The sequence below is a fragment of the Paenibacillus glycinis genome, assembly GCF_009909185.1.
Lineage (GTDB): Bacteria > Bacillota > Bacilli > Paenibacillales > Paenibacillaceae > Paenibacillus_Z > Paenibacillus_Z glycinis.
Window position 1 is genome coordinate 55,886 of sequence record NZ_JAAAMV010000001.1, and the last position, 18,073, is coordinate 73,958.

Annotated in this window: 10 protein-coding genes; all 10 read right to left on the minus strand. The window is 58.7% G+C overall.

Annotated elements, in window-relative coordinates:
- Positions 1 to 105: 105 nt before the first annotated feature.
- Positions 106 to 1,266, minus strand: a complete 1,161-nt coding sequence (locus GT019_RS00205; RefSeq protein WP_161740014.1) for a mandelate racemase/muconate lactonizing enzyme family protein — start codon at positions 1,264 to 1,266, stop codon at positions 106 to 108.
- Positions 1,263 to 2,309, minus strand: a complete 1,047-nt coding sequence (locus tag GT019_RS00210) for a zinc-dependent alcohol dehydrogenase (protein ID WP_161740016.1) — start codon at positions 2,307 to 2,309, stop codon at positions 1,263 to 1,265. Before GT019_RS00210 ends, GT019_RS00205 begins: the two co-directional genes overlap by 4 nt.
- 1 nt (position 2,310) lies before the next feature.
- On the minus strand, positions 2,311 to 3,915 hold the full coding sequence (locus GT019_RS00215) for a hypothetical protein (RefSeq protein WP_161740018.1): 1,605 nt from the start codon (positions 3,913 to 3,915) through the stop codon (positions 2,311 to 2,313).
- Between the two features lie 28 nt (positions 3,916 to 3,943).
- Entirely contained in the window at positions 3,944 to 5,362 is a 1,419-nt protein-coding gene (locus GT019_RS00220) for a sialate O-acetylesterase (RefSeq protein WP_161740020.1), read from the minus strand.
- A gap of 70 nt (positions 5,363 to 5,432) precedes the next feature.
- The gene (locus tag GT019_RS00225) at positions 5,433 to 7,574 is read right to left on the minus strand and encodes an alpha-galactosidase (protein WP_161740022.1); all 2,142 of its coding nucleotides are present in this window, start codon (positions 7,572 to 7,574) and stop codon (positions 5,433 to 5,435) included.
- A 683-nt stretch (positions 7,575 to 8,257) separates the two neighbouring features.
- The gene (locus GT019_RS00230) at positions 8,258 to 10,438 is read right to left on the minus strand and encodes an eCIS core domain-containing protein (RefSeq protein ID WP_161740024.1); all 2,181 of its coding nucleotides are present in this window, start codon (positions 10,436 to 10,438) and stop codon (positions 8,258 to 8,260) included.
- Between the two features lie 238 nt (positions 10,439 to 10,676).
- The gene (locus GT019_RS00235) at positions 10,677 to 12,482 is read right to left on the minus strand and encodes a hypothetical protein (RefSeq protein ID WP_161740026.1); all 1,806 of its coding nucleotides are present in this window, start codon (positions 12,480 to 12,482) and stop codon (positions 10,677 to 10,679) included.
- A gap of 18 nt (positions 12,483 to 12,500) precedes the next feature.
- A complete protein-coding gene (locus tag GT019_RS00240; RefSeq protein ID WP_161740028.1) occupies positions 12,501 to 14,078 on the minus strand; it encodes a hypothetical protein in 1,578 nt (525 codons plus the stop codon).
- 24 nt (positions 14,079 to 14,102) lie between these two features.
- A complete protein-coding gene (locus GT019_RS00245; RefSeq protein WP_161740030.1) occupies positions 14,103 to 16,100 on the minus strand; it encodes a phage tail protein in 1,998 nt (665 codons plus the stop codon).
- Entirely contained in the window at positions 16,087 to 18,072 is a 1,986-nt protein-coding gene (locus GT019_RS00250) for a putative baseplate assembly protein (protein ID WP_161740032.1), read from the minus strand. The genes GT019_RS00245 and GT019_RS00250 overlap by 14 nt, the downstream gene beginning before the upstream one ends.
- Position 18,073: the final 1 nt, after the last annotated feature.

The window sequence follows — 18,073 nt, forward strand, 5'->3', positions numbered from 1 at the left end:
TCTGCCATCTCGAAGGCGCCGGCTCCGGCACTCGAACGGCGGCGTTTCCGCCGTCCGCGTGCCGAAGCGCGCCTTTTATGAACGCCATATGCAAGGACTCGCCGCCTACAAGATTTGGCCGATCCGCGGCTGAAACTGCGGATCCTTCGGATCGTAAAACACCATTTCCCTCTCGAAGCTCGCCCCGTAGCGGTCGAGCTTCGCGATATCCAGATCGATGCCGAAGCCCGGCAGATCCGGCACCGCGATCCGGCCTTGGTTGAACGTCAACGGCTCGCGCAGCAAGTCGCCGGTCATGAAATTCAAGTGCGTGTCGTTCGCGAACGGGAAGTTGCGCGAAGCGGCGACGAAATGCGCGTTGCCGAGCGTTCCGATGCCGGTCTCGGCCCAGCTTCCGGTGACGCACCAAATGCCGGCATGGTTGGCCAGATCGACGATTTGCTTCGCCTTCAAGATCCCGCCCGCTTCCGACGGGTAGACGAGGAAGCACGCGCACGCGCGCTTGTCGATCAGCCGCAGCGCATCCTCGTAGGTGGCGCAGCCTTCGTCGGCGATGATCGGCACGTCGACCGCGCGCGCGACGGCGGCCATGCCGTCCACGTCGTCGTACCGGGTCGGCTGCTCGACCATCTGCAAATCGTATTTCTCCATGGCGCGAATCGCTTTAATGGCGGTGGGCACGCTCCAGTTCTGGTTCGCGTCGATGCGGATTTTCATCGCCGGGCCGACCGCCTCGCGCACGGCCTTGACCCTTTTCGTATCCAAATCGATGTCGCGACCGACCTTCAGCTTCAACTCCGTATACCCGGCCGCGGCGAATTTCCGGGCTTCCTCGGCGTTCGCTTCCGGCGCGTCGATAAAGATGTAGCCGGCGAACGCGACGTCCGATTTCACCTTCCCGCCCAGCAGATTGTAGGCTGGCGTGTTCAAGATCTTCCCTCTCAAATCCAGGAGCGCCATCTCGATGCCCGCCATGCCGTAATAGCCGATCTGCTTCCAATTGACGCAATATTCCTCCAGCCGGTGGAGGATGGATTCCAGTTCCATCGGGTCGCGGCCGACGACGAACGGGGCGAATTCTTTGTCGACCACCGTCTGAATGACCGGTATGGTCGGCCCGACGGATTCGCCGACGCCGATCAAGCCCTCGTCCGTCTCGATCCGGATGATGAGCGAAGGCGCGCTGTACCTCGTGCCGCCCGACCATTTTTCGCCTTTGTAGAACGGGATTTTAATCGGCTTCGTGCGTACGGCCGTGATTTTCATTGCGATTCCCCCTGATTTTCATCTACGGTAACGATGATTTTGATCGCTTCGTCGGTCTGGCTTCGGGCGAAAGCGATCGCCCGGTCCAGCTCGCCGAACGGATACGCGTGCGTGAGCAGCGGCTTCACCCGCGCTTGGCCGGACGCCATCATCCCGATGACGCGGGACCATACGCGCGGCGCGTTCGTCGAGCCCAGCAGGCTTAATTCCTTCAGCACGACGGTTTGCATGTCCACCGTGATCGGCTTGCCGGCGAGTCCGAACAAGAGCAGCCGTCCGCCGATCTTCAGCAGTTCGATGCTTTGCGCAAGCGAGGTCTCCGTTCCCGCCGCGTCGATGACGATGTCTTGGGAAGCCGCCGCGGGCGGAAGCGAATCGGCGGCCAGCACGTTCGTCGTTTCGTCCGCGCCGAGCTCCAGCGCCAGCTGCAGCCGATAGTCCCGCATGCCGATCAGTCGGACCTTGCCCGCGCCCGCCGCTCTTAACAGCTGGACGAAATACAAGCCCGTCGGGCCGTCCCCGATCACGGTCGCTCGATCGCCGATGCGAACGTCCAATTTATCGATGCCGCCCAAGCAGCAATGCAGCGTTTCCGCTTGGGTGGCTTCCGCGAAGCCGATCGCGCCCGGCAGCCGGTACAGGTTGGCCGACGGGACGACCATGAACCGCTGCCACCCTCCCGGGTAACGAAGGCCGAATTCCCCGGCATCGGGGCAGCGGTGCTTGTTCCCGGATAAGCATTCGCCGCACTCGCCGCAACCCGTTAGCGGGTCGATGCACACGCGGTCGCCGGTCCGCCATGCGGTGACGCCCGCGCCGACCCGCTCCACGACGCCCGCCAATTCGTGTCCGAGCGGCAGCGGCGGCTCGCCGAACTCGGCATGGCCGCTCATGATGTGCAGGTCGGTGCCGCAGATGCCGATCGCCCGAATGCCGACTTCGACTTGACCGGGGCCCACATCGGCGCGTTCGGCTTCGCGCGACATCACGGCGTTCAATCCCGTCCATTCCCAGATTTGGTTTCGCGTGCTTGGATTGCGCATGTTATGGCGCGACCTCCGAATCGTATTCGACGTATGCGCCCGATCGATCCAGTACGGCGAATGACAACGGCTTCAGCCGAACCGGATACCGGTTGCCCGACCATTTCACGACGCCTTCCGTTTCGGTTTCCGCCAGATTGAACAGCACCGTTTTTCCGCTGTCCGCAAGCCAGGTTAGTCCGATATTTTCGCCCTCGGCGATCCAAGGGAACGCCCAGGCTTTCCGGTTCGCCAGCTCGCGAAGCTGCGCGATGCCTTCCGCGGCGCTCGCCGCGGACGCGTCCTGATCCCAGAAAACCCAATTGGAGGCGGACGTCTTCGATTGCTCGAGTATTTCTTTGTTTCTTGCCGTGGCCGTCCGGTCGAAAATGACCTGCTTGTAGTTCGGCAGCTTCGCTTGCCATAGCTCGCTTAACCGGTAAGCTCCGAAGAACAAGAGCAGCTCCCCGTCGCCCGCGGATTGGTCCGCTCGAACCGGCTTCGCGGGCAAGCCCGCCAACACGGGCAAGGTCGCGGGGATGAACGCTTCCGAATACGCGCCGTTCGTGCCGTAGGCGACGTGCACCGGATAGTTCCGGACGGTATCCGAGCACGCTCGGTCGAGCGCTTCCAATACCGGGCGCGCGGCGGCCAACGCTTTCCAGTAGCTTTCGTCCAGCAGCCACGTGCCGCTCATGAACAGCACGTTCTCGATGCCGGCCGTAATCGCCAGTTTCGCTTTATAGACCAGATTGTGCGCCTTGAGCGATCTCGGCGGGAAAATCGTCGATTCGCTGTACGCTTCCGCGCCGGCCATGAAATTCAGGTGATAGGCGATGCCCATCATCTCTTGCGCCTTCCCGTTCGGGTTGCCGAAGGTCCCGTCGTGGAAGTGAAGCTCCCCGACGCGGAATATCGCGTTCGGAATCCGCTCGCGGATGGAGGGAACGTCGATGCCGTGCCGTTCGTCCCCGTAATGCATGACCATGATGCCCGGCCGAACGCCTTCGATGTCCGTCGCTTTCACGACGTCCGTCACCTTGTCGCATTGGAACGCCGCCCAATCCAGCATCAAGTCCGCGTCCAGCTTATCCGTCGTCGCGTCGCGGAGCGATTCCCTTGTCGCTTCCCGATGATAGAGCCGGTTGAATTCCGCGATGCAGGCTTCGCAATAGCAGCCTTCGATGTCCGGACCGTAGTTGGCGGCCCGGAGGTCGTCGTCCAGAAACACTTCATGGAAGCCCGCTGCCTTCAAATTCCTCGCCGCCTGCGCGTTGTCCGCGATCAAGCTCGCATCGATCGCGCCGCAATAATAGACGGTTTCGCCCGATTTATCGATCCGATAATGCCAATGCTTCGGAATTTCCAGATGGGCGAGATCCGGATCGTCCGGGTTCAGCGCGTTGCCGGGATGCCCGATCGGAATGGTGACCGCTCCGACCTCGAGCCCGTGCTGCTCCGCGAAGGCCTTCGCCTGCTTGAGTTCTTCGGCATCGATCATTTTCCCGGAGAAGAAGCCGGCGATCCAAATCTTCCGTATCCCCGCGTCCTTCATGAGACCGATCAGCCGATCGCGCGAGGCGACGTCCAGCAGCGGTCCATGCTCCATGCTATAATTCAGCTTCATTGGTTTGCTCCTTTGCTTAGTCGTCTCTTCATATGGCAATCGGTCCGAACACGACGAGCGGAATGCCTAATTCGTCCTTCACGTTAACGACGGGGTTGAAGCCGGCGCCATGGGACAGCCGACACGCGGCCGGGACGGATTGCGCGAAACGCAATCGGATCCGCTGCCGGTCTTCCGTCAATTCGGCCGAGAACGGAATGCTCCGCTCCTCCGCCTCCGCCCGGAATCCGCACGCGCGGCCGATCTCCTGCAACCGGCCGTTGACTCCGGACAGGGCGATCGTCAGCTCCGTTCGTTCTTCGTTCCAATGATACCCGGCCGGGCGAGGCCCTCTCTTCGCGACCTGCATGCCGTAGGCAATCCGCAGCGCCTGCCAGGCCATTCTTCGTCCGACTTGCCGAAGCGATTCCGTATCCAGATGGATGATGTCCGCCAATCCGGCATCTATCGTCGGAACCATGGCCGAATGCGGGATGGCTTTCTCCAGCGCCAACTGATCGTCTTGCACGCGGTTCCACAAGGCCGGATCCGGCCACCTCGCATCCGGCTCGAGGACGTAGAACACGGAGAGCTGCGCGTAGATAAAAGGAAGCCGCGGTGCGTTCAGGTCCCGGCGCAAGGCGGCTACCCAGGAAACCATCGCGTCGTAATACCGGGGCGCCGTTTCCGCGCCGGTATCGCTTTCCCCTTGATACCAAAGGCAGCCTTTGACTTTGCCGCCAAGCTTGTCGACCCGGCGAAGCAGCGCTCCATAGAAGGAATGGCCTCCTTTGCCTGCCAGCCGGTAATCCCAATGCGCCATGCTCGTGCCGGAATGGGAGCAAACGACGAGGCCGATCGGCACTTGGACATGCTGCCTGACTTCCTTGGCGAACGGAATGCCCAACCCCGCGCCATGCTGGCGAAATTGCCGTTGTTCGGCAATCGCGCGCGCAAGCTCGGCGTCCGGCACCTCCCGGTTGACGGGATCGACCGATTCCAGCAGCCAACACAGCGGATCGCTCGCGACATCCCAGCGATCGCCCAAGTAGAAGCAGCTGATTCCGGTTTCCGGCGGCGGAATCTCGCCGAGCTTGCCTACGCCGTCCATATTCGATTGGCCGGCCATGATCCAGAGATCTCCGACGAATACCGGCGCGGCATGAATGCTCGCCAAGTCGGAATCGGCCATGGCCGATACGATGCGTACTTCTATGGCATATTCTCCGACGGGAACGTGCTTCAAAACGCCCGAAAAGGCGCTGCCCGCTGCCGAATCCAGAGGATTCCACGGGCCGACCGCGTTCGCCCCGACGATTCGCGCTTCCGCGCGGAGCTCCGAACTTGCCGGCGGAACGCCCGCCCATTCCAGCTTGACCGGAATGACGGCTTCGTCCCGTTCGTCTCTTTGAAATACCTGATGCGGCGAAGGCTCGACGAGCTTCAATGAATATGCCGGATCGCTCATGCGAATGCCCTCCTTCTCCATCGGGAATGACCGTGCGTTATCCGTCGATATTCATTTCCGCGTATTCGGTTTATTGCCGTTCTTCCTCCGTCAGCAAGATCAGCTGCGACGTCAAAGCCGTGTCCAATCGGATCTCCAGCCCTTCTCTCGACAGGTCGTAGCCGCCGCGAGAGAACTCGCTGCCTTCCGGCTCGATGTTCACCCGGTAAACGGCATTCTTCTTCAGACCTTTGAACTTGATCGGATACGCGCTTTCTTCCGCGTTGACGAGACGGAATACCGCGGCGACGGCTTTGCTCCGGTCCTCCGATACATACTCCAGCGCGGCCCAACCGCTGCCGTCGGCTCCGGGAATGACCGGGGTATGATGATAGACTTTCGCCGTCCGATGGAAGGTTCGAATGAAATTTTTGTAGATGTCGATATATTTGCGGGTCGTCGCCATAATGGCCGGGTTGGCCTTCTCCAGCGACGGCGTTATGCCGAACAATGTCGGATGCCCCATGACGATCGCGTGCATTTGCGTGTCGAGATTGCCGACGTACGCGCTTTCGATGCCGGTCGACCGGTTGATGTATTCGGGCGGCAGCGCCATGCTCATGCCGTTCAGGATGCGAACCGTCCGCGGCATCTTGAACCAATCGGACACCCAGGTCGTCGTGAACCGGCTGACGATGCCGATATCCGTCCGCCCGCCTCCGCTTGCGCAGTTCTCCAGCTGCAAGTTCGGAAACCGCGTCCCCACGCGCTCGAAAATATCGTATACGGCTTCGACGTGCCTCCAATGCGTATTCTCGTTCCGCCCGTCGCGAAGGTTGAATCCGCCTTCGTTCGAGCTGGAGTTGTAATCCAGGCGGAACATATCCAGATCGTACTTCTCCACGAGCCGGACGATTTCCGATTCCACGAATGCTTTGACCTCCGGTTTCGCCAAATCGAGGACGCGCTCGACGGCGTTGCCGTGCTTATGGAGGAACCAATCCGGGTGATCTTCCGCCAGCTTCGATTTGGAGCCCGCCGTTTCCGCTTCGACCCACAATCCGACCTTCAGGCCTTTGGCGCGCGCGTAGTCGAAGACGGGGAACAGATCGTTCGGCAGACCTTCCGCGGGATGCCAGTCTCCCGTCGTGTTCCCCCAATCCGTGCCTTCTTTGCCGTTGTTCCCGTACCATCCCGCATCCACCATCAGGAGCTCGGCTCCCAATGCCGCCGCGATATCCGCCTCCCGCTTCAATCCTTCCTCGCTCATTTGCGGCTGCTTGTAGCCCGGCTGCATGTAACCGGCCTGGTTGTAGATGACCGGCTGCAGGCCGTCGCCGACTTGGCGCAGGACCGACTTTCGCAGATGCGAATGGAGGTGCTGGACCGCCGTATCCAAGTCGACATGGCTCATGCCGAAATGCACGACGGGCGCTTGGATCGATTCCCCCGGCGCGATCAGTCTGGCCGGGGCCGACGTCGCCGGCATGATCTCGAAATTCAAGTTCACTTTCATGGGCAGCCGGCCGTCGTTGAAGTAATCCGCGAAGAAGGCCGTTTTCCAGTTGGAGGACCAGCCCATTTGGCAAACGAAGTAGCCGCCGTTAATATTGTTGCGAAGCACGAAGAAGGGATGGCTGTGCCCGCTCATGCCGAAGGTCGACTGGAAGAATACGCCGGTGTTCAAGGGGATGTCCTGCCAATCGAAGTTGCCCTCGTGCGACCAATACAGATCCTTGAACCGTCCGACCGAATACGGAGCTACCGTATTGTCGCGCAGATTATCCGCCAAATTGTCGGTTACGTTCCAGAGGCATCCCTTAAACGGAACCATGCTCGTCAGACCCAGCGTCGCATCGTCCGAGAGATTCGTGAGTTCCATCGCTCTCGTGAAGAAGCCGAATCCGCAGCAGCTCGTCGTGATTTTCAATACCAACGGCTTCCTCGCATGTTTCAACGTCAACGTTCCGCGCGCGTTGCCGACCGCGTCTTCGTCCGTGACGAAGTCCGCAAATTCCCACCCGTAGTAGAGGGATTCGCCGTCCACGACCAGATCGAACGCCGGCTTATCCTTGAGGTCGCTTAACTCGTAGATCGTAATGCCGTTATCCTGAAATCCCGCAGCCAGCAGCCTGCCGTCCACGAGCGATTCCGTGTACATCGACAACTCCGATCCGTATTGGAAGCGTTGCTTTTCTACATCCGCGAATATGGCACGGGACGATACGCTCATTCGGCATCCACCTTCTCTTTACTGGAAAAGGGACTCCTCTAGGCAGTCCCGCGTCTTATGCACTCATTATAAAAAAGGGATTCTCCGAGAAACATGGACATTTCGGCGGAATCTATAACAATCCGGCGCCTCGCTTGCCATGCGGAATTCGTTCGGGATAAAAATTGTATTTTCTTTATGATTTTTGGACTTTCGGCATCGGTCAGGCCGATTCGGTTCCCATATCCTCGTGATGCGACAGTTCTTCTACGCAATGATCACCGGCTCACGACACTCGTATTTAAGACTGGCTTTTTGACATAAAAAAAAGCCGCAACTATGCGGCTTCTAAAGCATTATTGTTCTTGTCCTCCTACACCGTCTCTAACGAACGCGAATGCGACTCCCTGCAAGTAGACGGTAGCCGATATTGATTTACTTGGTAATCGCGTTATGTTTGCTTTGCGACGATTCAATCGTAACCGCGAACGTATTCCGCTTCAACTAAAGCAGTGGCTGCGTCACTTTATATCGCCGGATGCGTCTGCGAAGGTTAACATGCAACTTATCTTCGCTTCCGCTCCCTCTTTGAACCACCGCCGCGGTGCCTCGCCGGCCAGTGCTGCCAATTCCTTCGCGCTGAGCGGCGAAGCCTTCCAGTTGCTCTTGATTCCACCTCGATGGTTAGTTCTTTATCCGGCTGGCTATAAGGGGGATTGAACCGAAGAAATCACGAACCAACGGCCGTTAAAAAACGTAGGATTGCGCGGAGACGCGATGAATTCTTCTCGCGGCTCGTGCTCCGGAGGATCGTCGGGAAAGTTGTACTTCACCTTCTGCTTGAAGCTATGCAGAGGGCCTGCCGCCATATTCTTATCTTCGTCCATCGGCCAAAGGTTCGCATAAGTATCTGCTCCGCCGAACGCCAAGTCGACGACGTGGTCCGGTTGACAGCTTTTTTCCCACATGTCGAATCCGAACTCTTCCAGGTCCTCCCGGTATTTCTTTGTCACGGACGCGTCTCTCGGGGTAGGATTGCGCTGCAGCTTCGTTCCGATTTTCGGCCAGAAGTTCACGCCGATGAACTTCGAAGAGCGCGGGAGCCGTTTTCGCAAATTCCGGTAGTAGGGCTCTTTCTTATCGTATGGATCCGACGGGTCGGACGGATCGAACTTTAAGTAGATCGGATTTCGGTATGCTCGAAGCGGCTTATACCAAATCATCTTGATCGGATCGTCTAATTCGCCGGTCGGAGCTTTATGTTTAGCCTCCGGCCTGGGCTTCGGCTTGCAGATGGCCATCGCTTTTGACTGATCGTCGACGCTGAGCGGCCCGAGCATCGTGAATTCCGGTTTCGCGAAGCCGAATAGATTATGAAGAACGCCGGACGCCGAGAAGACACCGTCAAGGCTTGCCGGCGAGATGCCGATCAAGTTGTCGGCAGCGCCGCTTTGTTCTTCTCCCCATGAGTCGGTAGACCCGCCTCCACCCGAAGATCCGCCTTGCGCGGCTGGATTGTTGTTTGCAAGCGTAATAGGTATGTTCCAGCAATTCTCCCAAGCATGATCCGCAAGATGCCAGGAGCCGGATGCGACCGGATAGTCCAATATGAATAGTCTAAGCATTCCGTCCAAGGACAGCGCGAAACTGACGCACGGATCGAAAGATATGCTATCCTGCAAGGTAAATTCTCCGTTCTCGTAGTTGAGCATCACCCGCCTATTCAACGCGGCGGCTAGGGAAGGAGAGCCCGTCACCGAGAGCCCGCCCTCGATCCTGACGATCTCCTTGGCGCAATTCCAATCGGCCACTCCGCTCAAGATACCGGTCATCATAAGAGAAGCAGCAACGTCGGCTTGACCCGATAACGTACCCCAACCGCTAAAGTTATTTGTCTTGGTATCGTAGCGAAGCATGATGTCCTTTAATTGCACAGGTCCGACCCCGACTTCGCCGGATACGTCCATTTCTCCCCGTGCGAGCACGGATATGAACAGATAACCGAGCTCCTCCAGTTCCATTGTATATTGCCCGACCAACGCATCGTCGGTGCCATCGTTCCATGCCGCTCCCTTCGCGAATCTGCGGAGCAGCGTCACGTTAGGCAGGTCGAGCATGATGACGCCATCTTCGACCGTGAGTTTGCCGCCGAATCGGCTGACGATCGCCTGCGCGGCGCTCAGAGCGAGTCCGAGTGCGGCGTCCTTCGCGCTTCCCTCCGCAGTCTCGCTAACCGCATCCATGGCTCCGGAAGCCGCGCCCGTCGCCGTATCCCATGCCTCGCCGGCGGCGGTTGTCATGGCATCCCATGCGGACGTTGCGCCCTCCTCGATTACGCCAAGCGATTCGGAGACGTCGTCGAAGAAATCCCGCTGCACCCGGCGGTTGCCGACCTTGGTCTGTTGTATCACATGTGTCAATTCATGTGCCAACAACCGGTCTCCTTCCGGGGTGTAGGGTTGGTATTCACCCGAACCGAATGCGATATTGCAGCCAACGGTGAACGCCCGCGCCTGAAGCTTTTGGGAAGTTCTTGCCGCCTCGGCGTCCGTATGGACGCGCACGTTTCCGAAGTCCCACCCCATGCGATTTTCGAAGAAGGCGCGTGATTGCGGTTGAAGAGGTGCCCCTTTTCCTTGAAGTGAACTAATCGAACTTTCCATACTCGGGGAAAGTATTCGCGCAGATTTGGCGTCGCCTCCATCGATGGACTGCGTTTGTATATGTTTGTCGGTGGACCTTCTTATGGTTTGAAATTGCTTGTCTTCATCCTCAGCTTGGCATGCTGCGCACTTTCGTTGAATATGACTATCCTTTGCCGCCGCAGAAAAATGAGATTCCGAAGAATTGTAAGCTCTCGGCATCCGCATCACTTGCTCCGCCACGCGGTCCGCTTCCCGCTCATACGGGTCCCCGGGCTGGCTCACGGTCAGCTTGGTTTGTATCCAGGGAGACGGCTTGGATGTCCGTCCCCCTTGTCTATTCGACGTGGAGCTCGACTTCTTCTCTGCCTCCATTGCGCCTCTTATGGGAACCCCTCCCGTTCGGAATCATTTTGCGCGAGCAGTATTTTTTGATCATTAAGCAGGATTTTGCCGTTCCTCGCTCTAAAAGCCGCTCCTATCAAACGGCAATCCACGAACCGTTATCCCTGCTCTTCACGAGACCGGCACCTTCAAGCTGGGTGAGCAGCAGCTTGAGCGCATCCGCCGTCACCTTGGCTTGCGACAGCAGCGGATCGATGGACAGTTGATCGATTGTCCGGCCGCCGTACAGGATCAAACGGCTCAGCACGTAATCTTGGTACCAGAGCTCATCCGGCTTCGCTTCCAGGTCCTTATTGCGCTCCGCCGGCGGAATGATCCAGTAGCGCACCGTATACGCCATAACGAAATCATCCTTCGCCGGACGGATATCCTGCAGGAATAATTGAAACGTGAAATCGTTCAAGTTATAAACAGCCGTCAGACGGACATCTTTATCCGCTAGATCCCCCATAAAACCGCGCCGGGTTTTATCCGCATCGAACTCCATGGCCAAATTGACGGAGCAAGGCTGTTCGATCGGCATCTTGATCGCCGGGGAGAGACGAATTTCGCCGGGTTTCATTTTGCTGTATCTAACAAGGCCGGTCACGATCGGAGGTTCATCCGCGGGAACGGGGATCCCGCCTCCGCCGCCCGCGATCGTCACGACGGCCGTTTGATCGTGATTTTCTACCTTTACGCCGTCGCCGACGAATTGAATCGCAGTCGCTTCGATTGCCGTTCCGCCGCCATCGAGGACGGTCACTTTTTGCGGTCTCGCCAGCACGCCGGGAAGGTCGGTCACGTCTAGCTGATCCGAGCCGCCTGCCATATGGCTTAAGCGATGACGGAGCAGTTTGCCGGCTGCTTCGTCGCCGCCTCCGATAAGCTCAGCCAACAACGGATTGCTATATACATATTCGCGCACATGAGGAGAAATTTCCGTAATCGACCGATCGTCGCCCAGCTTCAGCTCTGCGAGATACATCATCGAACGATCGGGCGCGAGCCAGCCTCCGTCCGATTGATCCGCGAAGCGCTGCAGGGCGATCTGCTCGTAGACGGTCTCTTCCGCGATAACCGTGACATCGCTTGCGGGAGACACGGAAACCAAGTTCCCCGCCCCTGCCTGAATGGACGTCTGCCCTTCTATCGTCGCAACTCCGAGTACGCTGCCTGCTCTAACGACATACGATTGCTTAATCACGGTACCCGCCGGAACGTCTGTCAGCGTGAAGACGAGCTCGTCTTTGAATAACCAGGCGAAAGCATCCGGAAGCTTCTCCGTCACGTCTACGGTGATGACATCCGCCGCCGCGATCGTTTCGCCCACGGTCAGCCGCAGCACGACCTCGAAAGCGTCATTTGCTTGCACCCATTTCGGTACGACGCGCACCAAGTCGAACTGATCCGTATGAAGCAGCGTCGTCGTCTCGTGCCGATTCCCATGTCCGATCCCGACAGGCGCCTTGGGCGCGATGTCCGTGAGGGCGAGCTTATACCCTTCCCGAATCCGGTTCGGCTCGCAATCTTCCTTGCACGTTGGGGCATTCACGAGGACCGGCATCGGTTCCCTCGGGCATTCTTCATAGAGGAGAACCAGATACAGCATCGTCGAATGCTTCGCCTCCGGAGGAATAGCGTCCAACTGACGAAGATCGACCCGGTCGGATTGGTCGACGACGATTTCGCGGCCGATCTCGTCCAGCGCGACGCCGGAACCGACCTCGAGCACATGGTCGTCGACGCCCTGAACCTTCAGCCCCCATACGATGCCATGACCATGGATCAGGCGGTTCAGCAAATAACGCTTTTGGTTGAAATACGTTTGCTCCTCTTTGAAATCGCGGCTCGTCAGCAGCTTGCCGTAAAAATAATGGTTGCGTTCGAACACCTGGGACATCGCTTGGCCTCCTCGTTCTTAATCAAGTCGCTTGCTGCCTGCCTCTTGCATCTCGACCGTCTTGGGAATCGCCCACCAACGAAGCGTGCTGATCTCGGTTCGCGTCTCGCGATTGTCCGTGATGCGGAAACGCAGCAACTTCTCCCCTCGAATATAAGTCGCGATGACCTCGATGTCGGTGCGATTCGTAAAAGTAAGCACGCTGCGAGAATCATCCATTCCGTAATAGACGAGCGGATCGTCCAGATCCAGTTTGATCATATCCGACACGAACACCGCCCCGCGAGAGCTGTTCTTGAACACGACGGTTCCCGAGTACACTTGCATGGCATTCGCGGCGCGGATCTGCACCGAATCTTCGCCAAGCTCCTCGACGGTCAGACCGTCTCCGATCCGGATATTCGAAGCAATAGCCTTGTCTTTCCCGTCGTTATAGGAAATGGCGACTTTCTGCGCATCGGCGAGCGTACCGCGGAGTCCGGTTACCTCGATCGGATCGCTTCCTCCCGCTTGATGGGTCCATGCATGCAAGGGGAGCTTGCCGTACCCTTCCTCGTCGCAGCCCAATCGCTTGTCGAGATAGGCGTTGCCGTACACGTACATGCGATCGGAACTGTCGATATTCGAGATGACGTCCTGCGCGTTCACCGATAGCGTTGCGATTAAGACTGCGGATGGGATGGAGCCTTCAGCAAGCTGCGCTAAATAGCGCTCCATCTGCTGTTGCCGGTACAGATGCGGCGACAAGATGTCCACGTTGCTTGGTTCGAGCTCCGAAGCAATCTGGTTGCCAACATTCACTGTGCCCGTAATCGAATATGTCCCGCCCGTCTCGACGGTCTCTACCCGTACCGCATAGCGCTTCTCGATTCGGCTTCCTTTCGCCGTTCCGTTCTCGAGCGCAAACGTCAAATCGTCGGCATGCAGGAGCGAAAACGGAAGTTTCGTCTGTTCCGCGATCACGTATCGAGGGCTGCCGTCGATCGTTCGCCGCGTCGTCAACGTTAGCGCAACCTCGAACGCTTCACCAGGCCGAACCGCCAGCGGCGCGGATCTTTCGATCGTCACGTTCGAATCTTGGAAAATAACCCGCGTATCTCCCATCAGCGAGCAAAAGCCGTCGCTGGTATCCGGAGCCGTCGTCGATACGGACAGCGAGAAACCTTCCAAAATTTTGTTTGCTTCGCACGCCTCGCAGCAGCAGGATGCCGCATGCGCCTTCGTATGCATTCGTTCGCGCGAGCACTCCTCGTAATTCAACAGCAAGTAGAGCGTTTTGCCCCCGTCCGTCTCGGCGGGGTAGCCGTCTAGTTTCCCGATGTCCGTCAATTGATCGTAGTCGCGGCTGACGACGATTTCGCGGCCGCAGCCGTCGATTGCGACGCCCGCTCGAATGAGAAGGCCGCGATTGTCCGCGCTCGCGCTCAAAGCTTCCACCTGAAGGCCGTACGCGATGCCGCACCCGTGGACGAGCCGGTTGAGCAGATGTCTTTTCTCGTTCAAGTAGCTTTGTTCGGTCTGAAAATCCCGAACCGTCATCAGTTTGCCGCTATAATACCGATTCCGCTCGAAAGCGTGCAGATGAACTGGTGTCATGCGTCCGATCCCTCCTTGGTTCTGTCAGGCGAGCGCCGAATGATCGGCTTTTAACGTAGAGCTTCCGACTTGACCGAAAGGCGTCGGATTGCGAAGCACGGCATCGCGCGGGATAACGCCCGTCTCGAGTCTGGGTTCCGGTTCGGTCAATTCGCTGTTGATCCCGACGTACGTGTGCATATCGAGGTAAATGCAGGGCTGAAGATGAAGGACGCCGCCGTTCGTATGCGCCGGTTTCTCGGCGTCCACGATACGCTTGACGGTCGCGTACTCGCCAGCGGTTCGAATCTGATCGGGCTTCAAGAGCACGCAGAAGCTATAAGGTTCGCTCCCGAACAAACGTTCCAGCAGAGCGGCGATCTCCGGATCTTCGGCGCATCGGATCCGATATTGTTCGACGATGATCGGCCGCGCGCCGGTAAATAGCCGGATCAGTTCCTCCAGGCCATCCCGGGTGCCGCGCTTGCCGTACAACGCCGGAGTGGCATGAATCAGCTGCCGCAGCTTATCCTCCGGCCAATGCTCGTCATACGCGATCGCCAGCCACGAGGCCAGCCATCGCAGGAAATCCCCGCCGACGCTGTCGGCGTCGAACCAGCGGGCGATCCCGTCGATCTGCCGTTCGGAGCTCGTCATCATCGCTTCGAAGATCGACAAATACCGTTCCAGAAAATCTCGGCTTTTCTCCTCTTCTTGGTATACCGCCGGCAAGTAGCGCAAATAGGAGATTCGAGGAAAGACGGCCTGAACGCTTCGTACGCGAGGGGATTCGTTTTCGCTTCCGACTAACGCGAGCTTGACCCGGAGGTATCGTTCCTTGCTTCGCAGGATCAGCATCTGCTTCGGGTTGATTTGCGGCTTGGACCAATCCGTCCTCGCCTCGACGTCGTCGATTTCTTCGTCGTCCGTTACGTACGACACTTCGATCTGCGTATTGGGCGGAAGATCCGCATCCACGACCAGCTTATGCCAGAACGATCTCGACTCGGTCTTGTCGAACGCCTTCGAATAATAAGTGCCGGTCGCGAGCGGATTGCCCGGTGCTCTATGCAGCACTTCGGTCAACAATAGCACGGTAATCTTGCCGGCTTCCCGGTCCAGGACGTACAGCCTCTTCTCGTCGTCTGCCCTTATGCGATCCGCGTTCCCTTGATAAGCTGCCAGCGCTTCCGGCTGCTCGCCGTTCGGCGAGAGCTTGAAGATCGATCGGTCATCGTCCTGCCCGAGCAGCTTCCGGCTTTCGCCCAAGTAGAGGAAGCCTTCGGCGTCGACGTCCATGGCGGTCGGGGATTGCAACGGCGGGAGGTCGAAGGAGGAAGCGAGTTCGCCCTGCGCGAAGGCCAGCATCTGCCGAGCCTGCAGGTCCAACGCGTACAGCGTGCCGTTCGCGGATACGGATATCGCGGCAGGCTGTTTGCCTCCGAGCTCCGAGACCCCGATCTCGGTGCGGAACCTCCCGTGTCCATCGAATTCGACGACGCGGCAGCGCCCGGCATCGAGCGCGTATATCAATCCGTCGGCATTCGTTTCGATCTGATCCGGTTGGAAGCTTACCCCTGCGGCAACGCGTAACGGCCTCCCGTCGGAATCTTCCCGATCGCCGACGCGCCAAGTGAGCTGCCCGTTCAGCTCCGCGAAATGAAGCAGCCGATGGGAACCGGCGCGATCCGCCACGATAATGCCGCCGCAAGCGTACGCGATGGATGTCGGAGACGCGCAGTAACTCCTCAAACTGACGAATTCCTCATACCGGGAGTCGATCGAATCATAGCGATAGATCACGCTCGCGACCGCGTCCAGGATGTAGAGCGTCCGGCATGGACCGATCGCAAAATCGGCGAACGCGGTACCGCGCGGCAGCGCCTTTGCTTCTATGATGTCGCCTTGCAAATATTGATTCATCGTTCGAAGCGACAATTGGTCTTGGCCGCGGACGTCGACGTTGATCCTCAGCCCTTCTTCCCAGGCCGCGCGATGATTGATCGTGAGCGAGGTGAATTCGGATTGTTCATTCGTGGCCATGGCAACCTCCGCGCGGTTCGCAATCCGCATCCGCCGTTATAATGTCGATACGATGGGCTTCGGAATAGACAAGACCGTGCGGCGGTATGAAGACGCTGCCTTCCGCATCTTGCCGGATCCCTTTCCCGGAAGCGGCGATGCGGACGCGATGCACGCGATCGACGCCCGGACTGCGCTTGACGACATCGTAAATTTCGGACACGTAAATCGGCCGGCCGAAGGGCCAGCCCGTTCCGTCGTTCCCGCCGATCAAAGGATGCAAGTAATGGAGAAGCGCATCGATCGCTTTTTGCTTCGTTGCCGCGGCATCGTAACCGGATTGCACCTCGATGTCCGCTTCGACGGACGCTTTCGCGTAATCCGGCGCCACGACCCGCAGCCTTGTCGTGAGCAGACGATGCGGATGAAGATGCCGGCAAACCGTGCTTAGAAATCCCGGGCTTGGTACCGGGTTCGCAGACTCTCCGTAGGGGACGACGACGACCATGACGACGCCGGGGGCGGGTTTGCCGTCCCGATCTTGCAGCGGTATCGCTTTCGCGCGGGCCACCCTCAAGCCCGGCGTAGACAACGCCATCGCTTCATAATCTTCGGACGTGGCTGCGCTGTGCGCGCTCTGCAGCTGTTTGCGCGTTCGAACTTGTGCTTGCTCAATCGTTTCTTGCGGTGCGCCGCCCGCGGCCGGAAGCCAATTGGTCAGCTCAAGCGCGTCAAATGCAGAAGTCGTGTCGACCCATCGCGTTATGGCAGCGGCGCCGACATTTCCTTTGACGCCCATCGTGGTTTGGTAACATGCGGCCTTAATCGTGATGGCGTCCTTCGGGTGCGCCGGCTGAGGAATGGCGCCGTTCACTCCGTCTCCGAACAGGATCCGGCCGGAATCCGGCAAGAGGAGATAATGTTTATCAGTCGGCCTCGAGGCATCCAGCGTATCGACGCGCTTCCATTCGATCCATTCCGTGCCCGTATCCGTTTTCTCTTCCACGAGCAGATGCAAGGATTCCGGCAGGACGGGAAATCGCGTCAGATCGAAATACTGCTCCGGCAGTCCGTTCGAGCTGCCGACAGGCTCATCCTTCACCGTCGCGCGCTGGACGACGGGCACCGTGTTGAGCAGAATGCGCTCGAGCTTGGGCGGGAGTTCATAGCCCGCCTGCTTTACCGTCGCGCGGATCCAATAGAGCTCCTCATCGATCGTGCCGATCTTGCGGTTAAGCGCGTCAGCCGGCGCCGTGAAAATCACGCTGCCGCTGAAAGTCAGCCGCAACGTCTCATCCGCGTCCATGACAAGCGGCAGCCAGGATCCGCCGGCTGCTGCCGAATAATATTCCCATGCGATCTCTGCGGACGGGCGAATCCAAAGACACCGGTCGTCCGCCGCGACCGGGTTCCCGGCAACGGGGTAGCGGTCGAATAATTCGAATGCGATCGGAATTCGCTCGCCGGCGGGGAACGGTCGATCGAAGCCGAGATACAGCCTGCTGCCCGCTTCCGCCTTCTTCCCGAACGCAGCGAAATGCATGCCGGCGCGGATATTCGCCTCGGAATAATCGGCGACGCCCGCCCTCGGCATGCTGATGATTTTACGCAGCTTTACGGCGGTTGCCAGGAGCGGCGCTTCCGTCTCGAACGCCACGTCCCCTTCGCGATTCGTGACAGAGGTATGGGCCGGAATGAGCACGGAAGCATCGCTGCCGGGTCGGTGCGAGACCGTGATTTGCGCCGAAGCGGGCTTCGCGGCCGACGGTTGCTGACCGAGCAGCTTTAGAAACTTCAGTTCGTTGTCGCTGCGGATTTGGTCCAAATAATAATGCTGTTGCTCCGTCAGCCAAGCAAACAGCTCGATCAACGTGATGCCGGGGTCATGGGCATTATGATCCGTCCAGACGGGGGCTTGCCGCGGTATCCGCTTGATTGCGTCTTCTACGAGCTGCGCGTACGTTCGATCATCCAATTTCGGCAAAGGCAACATG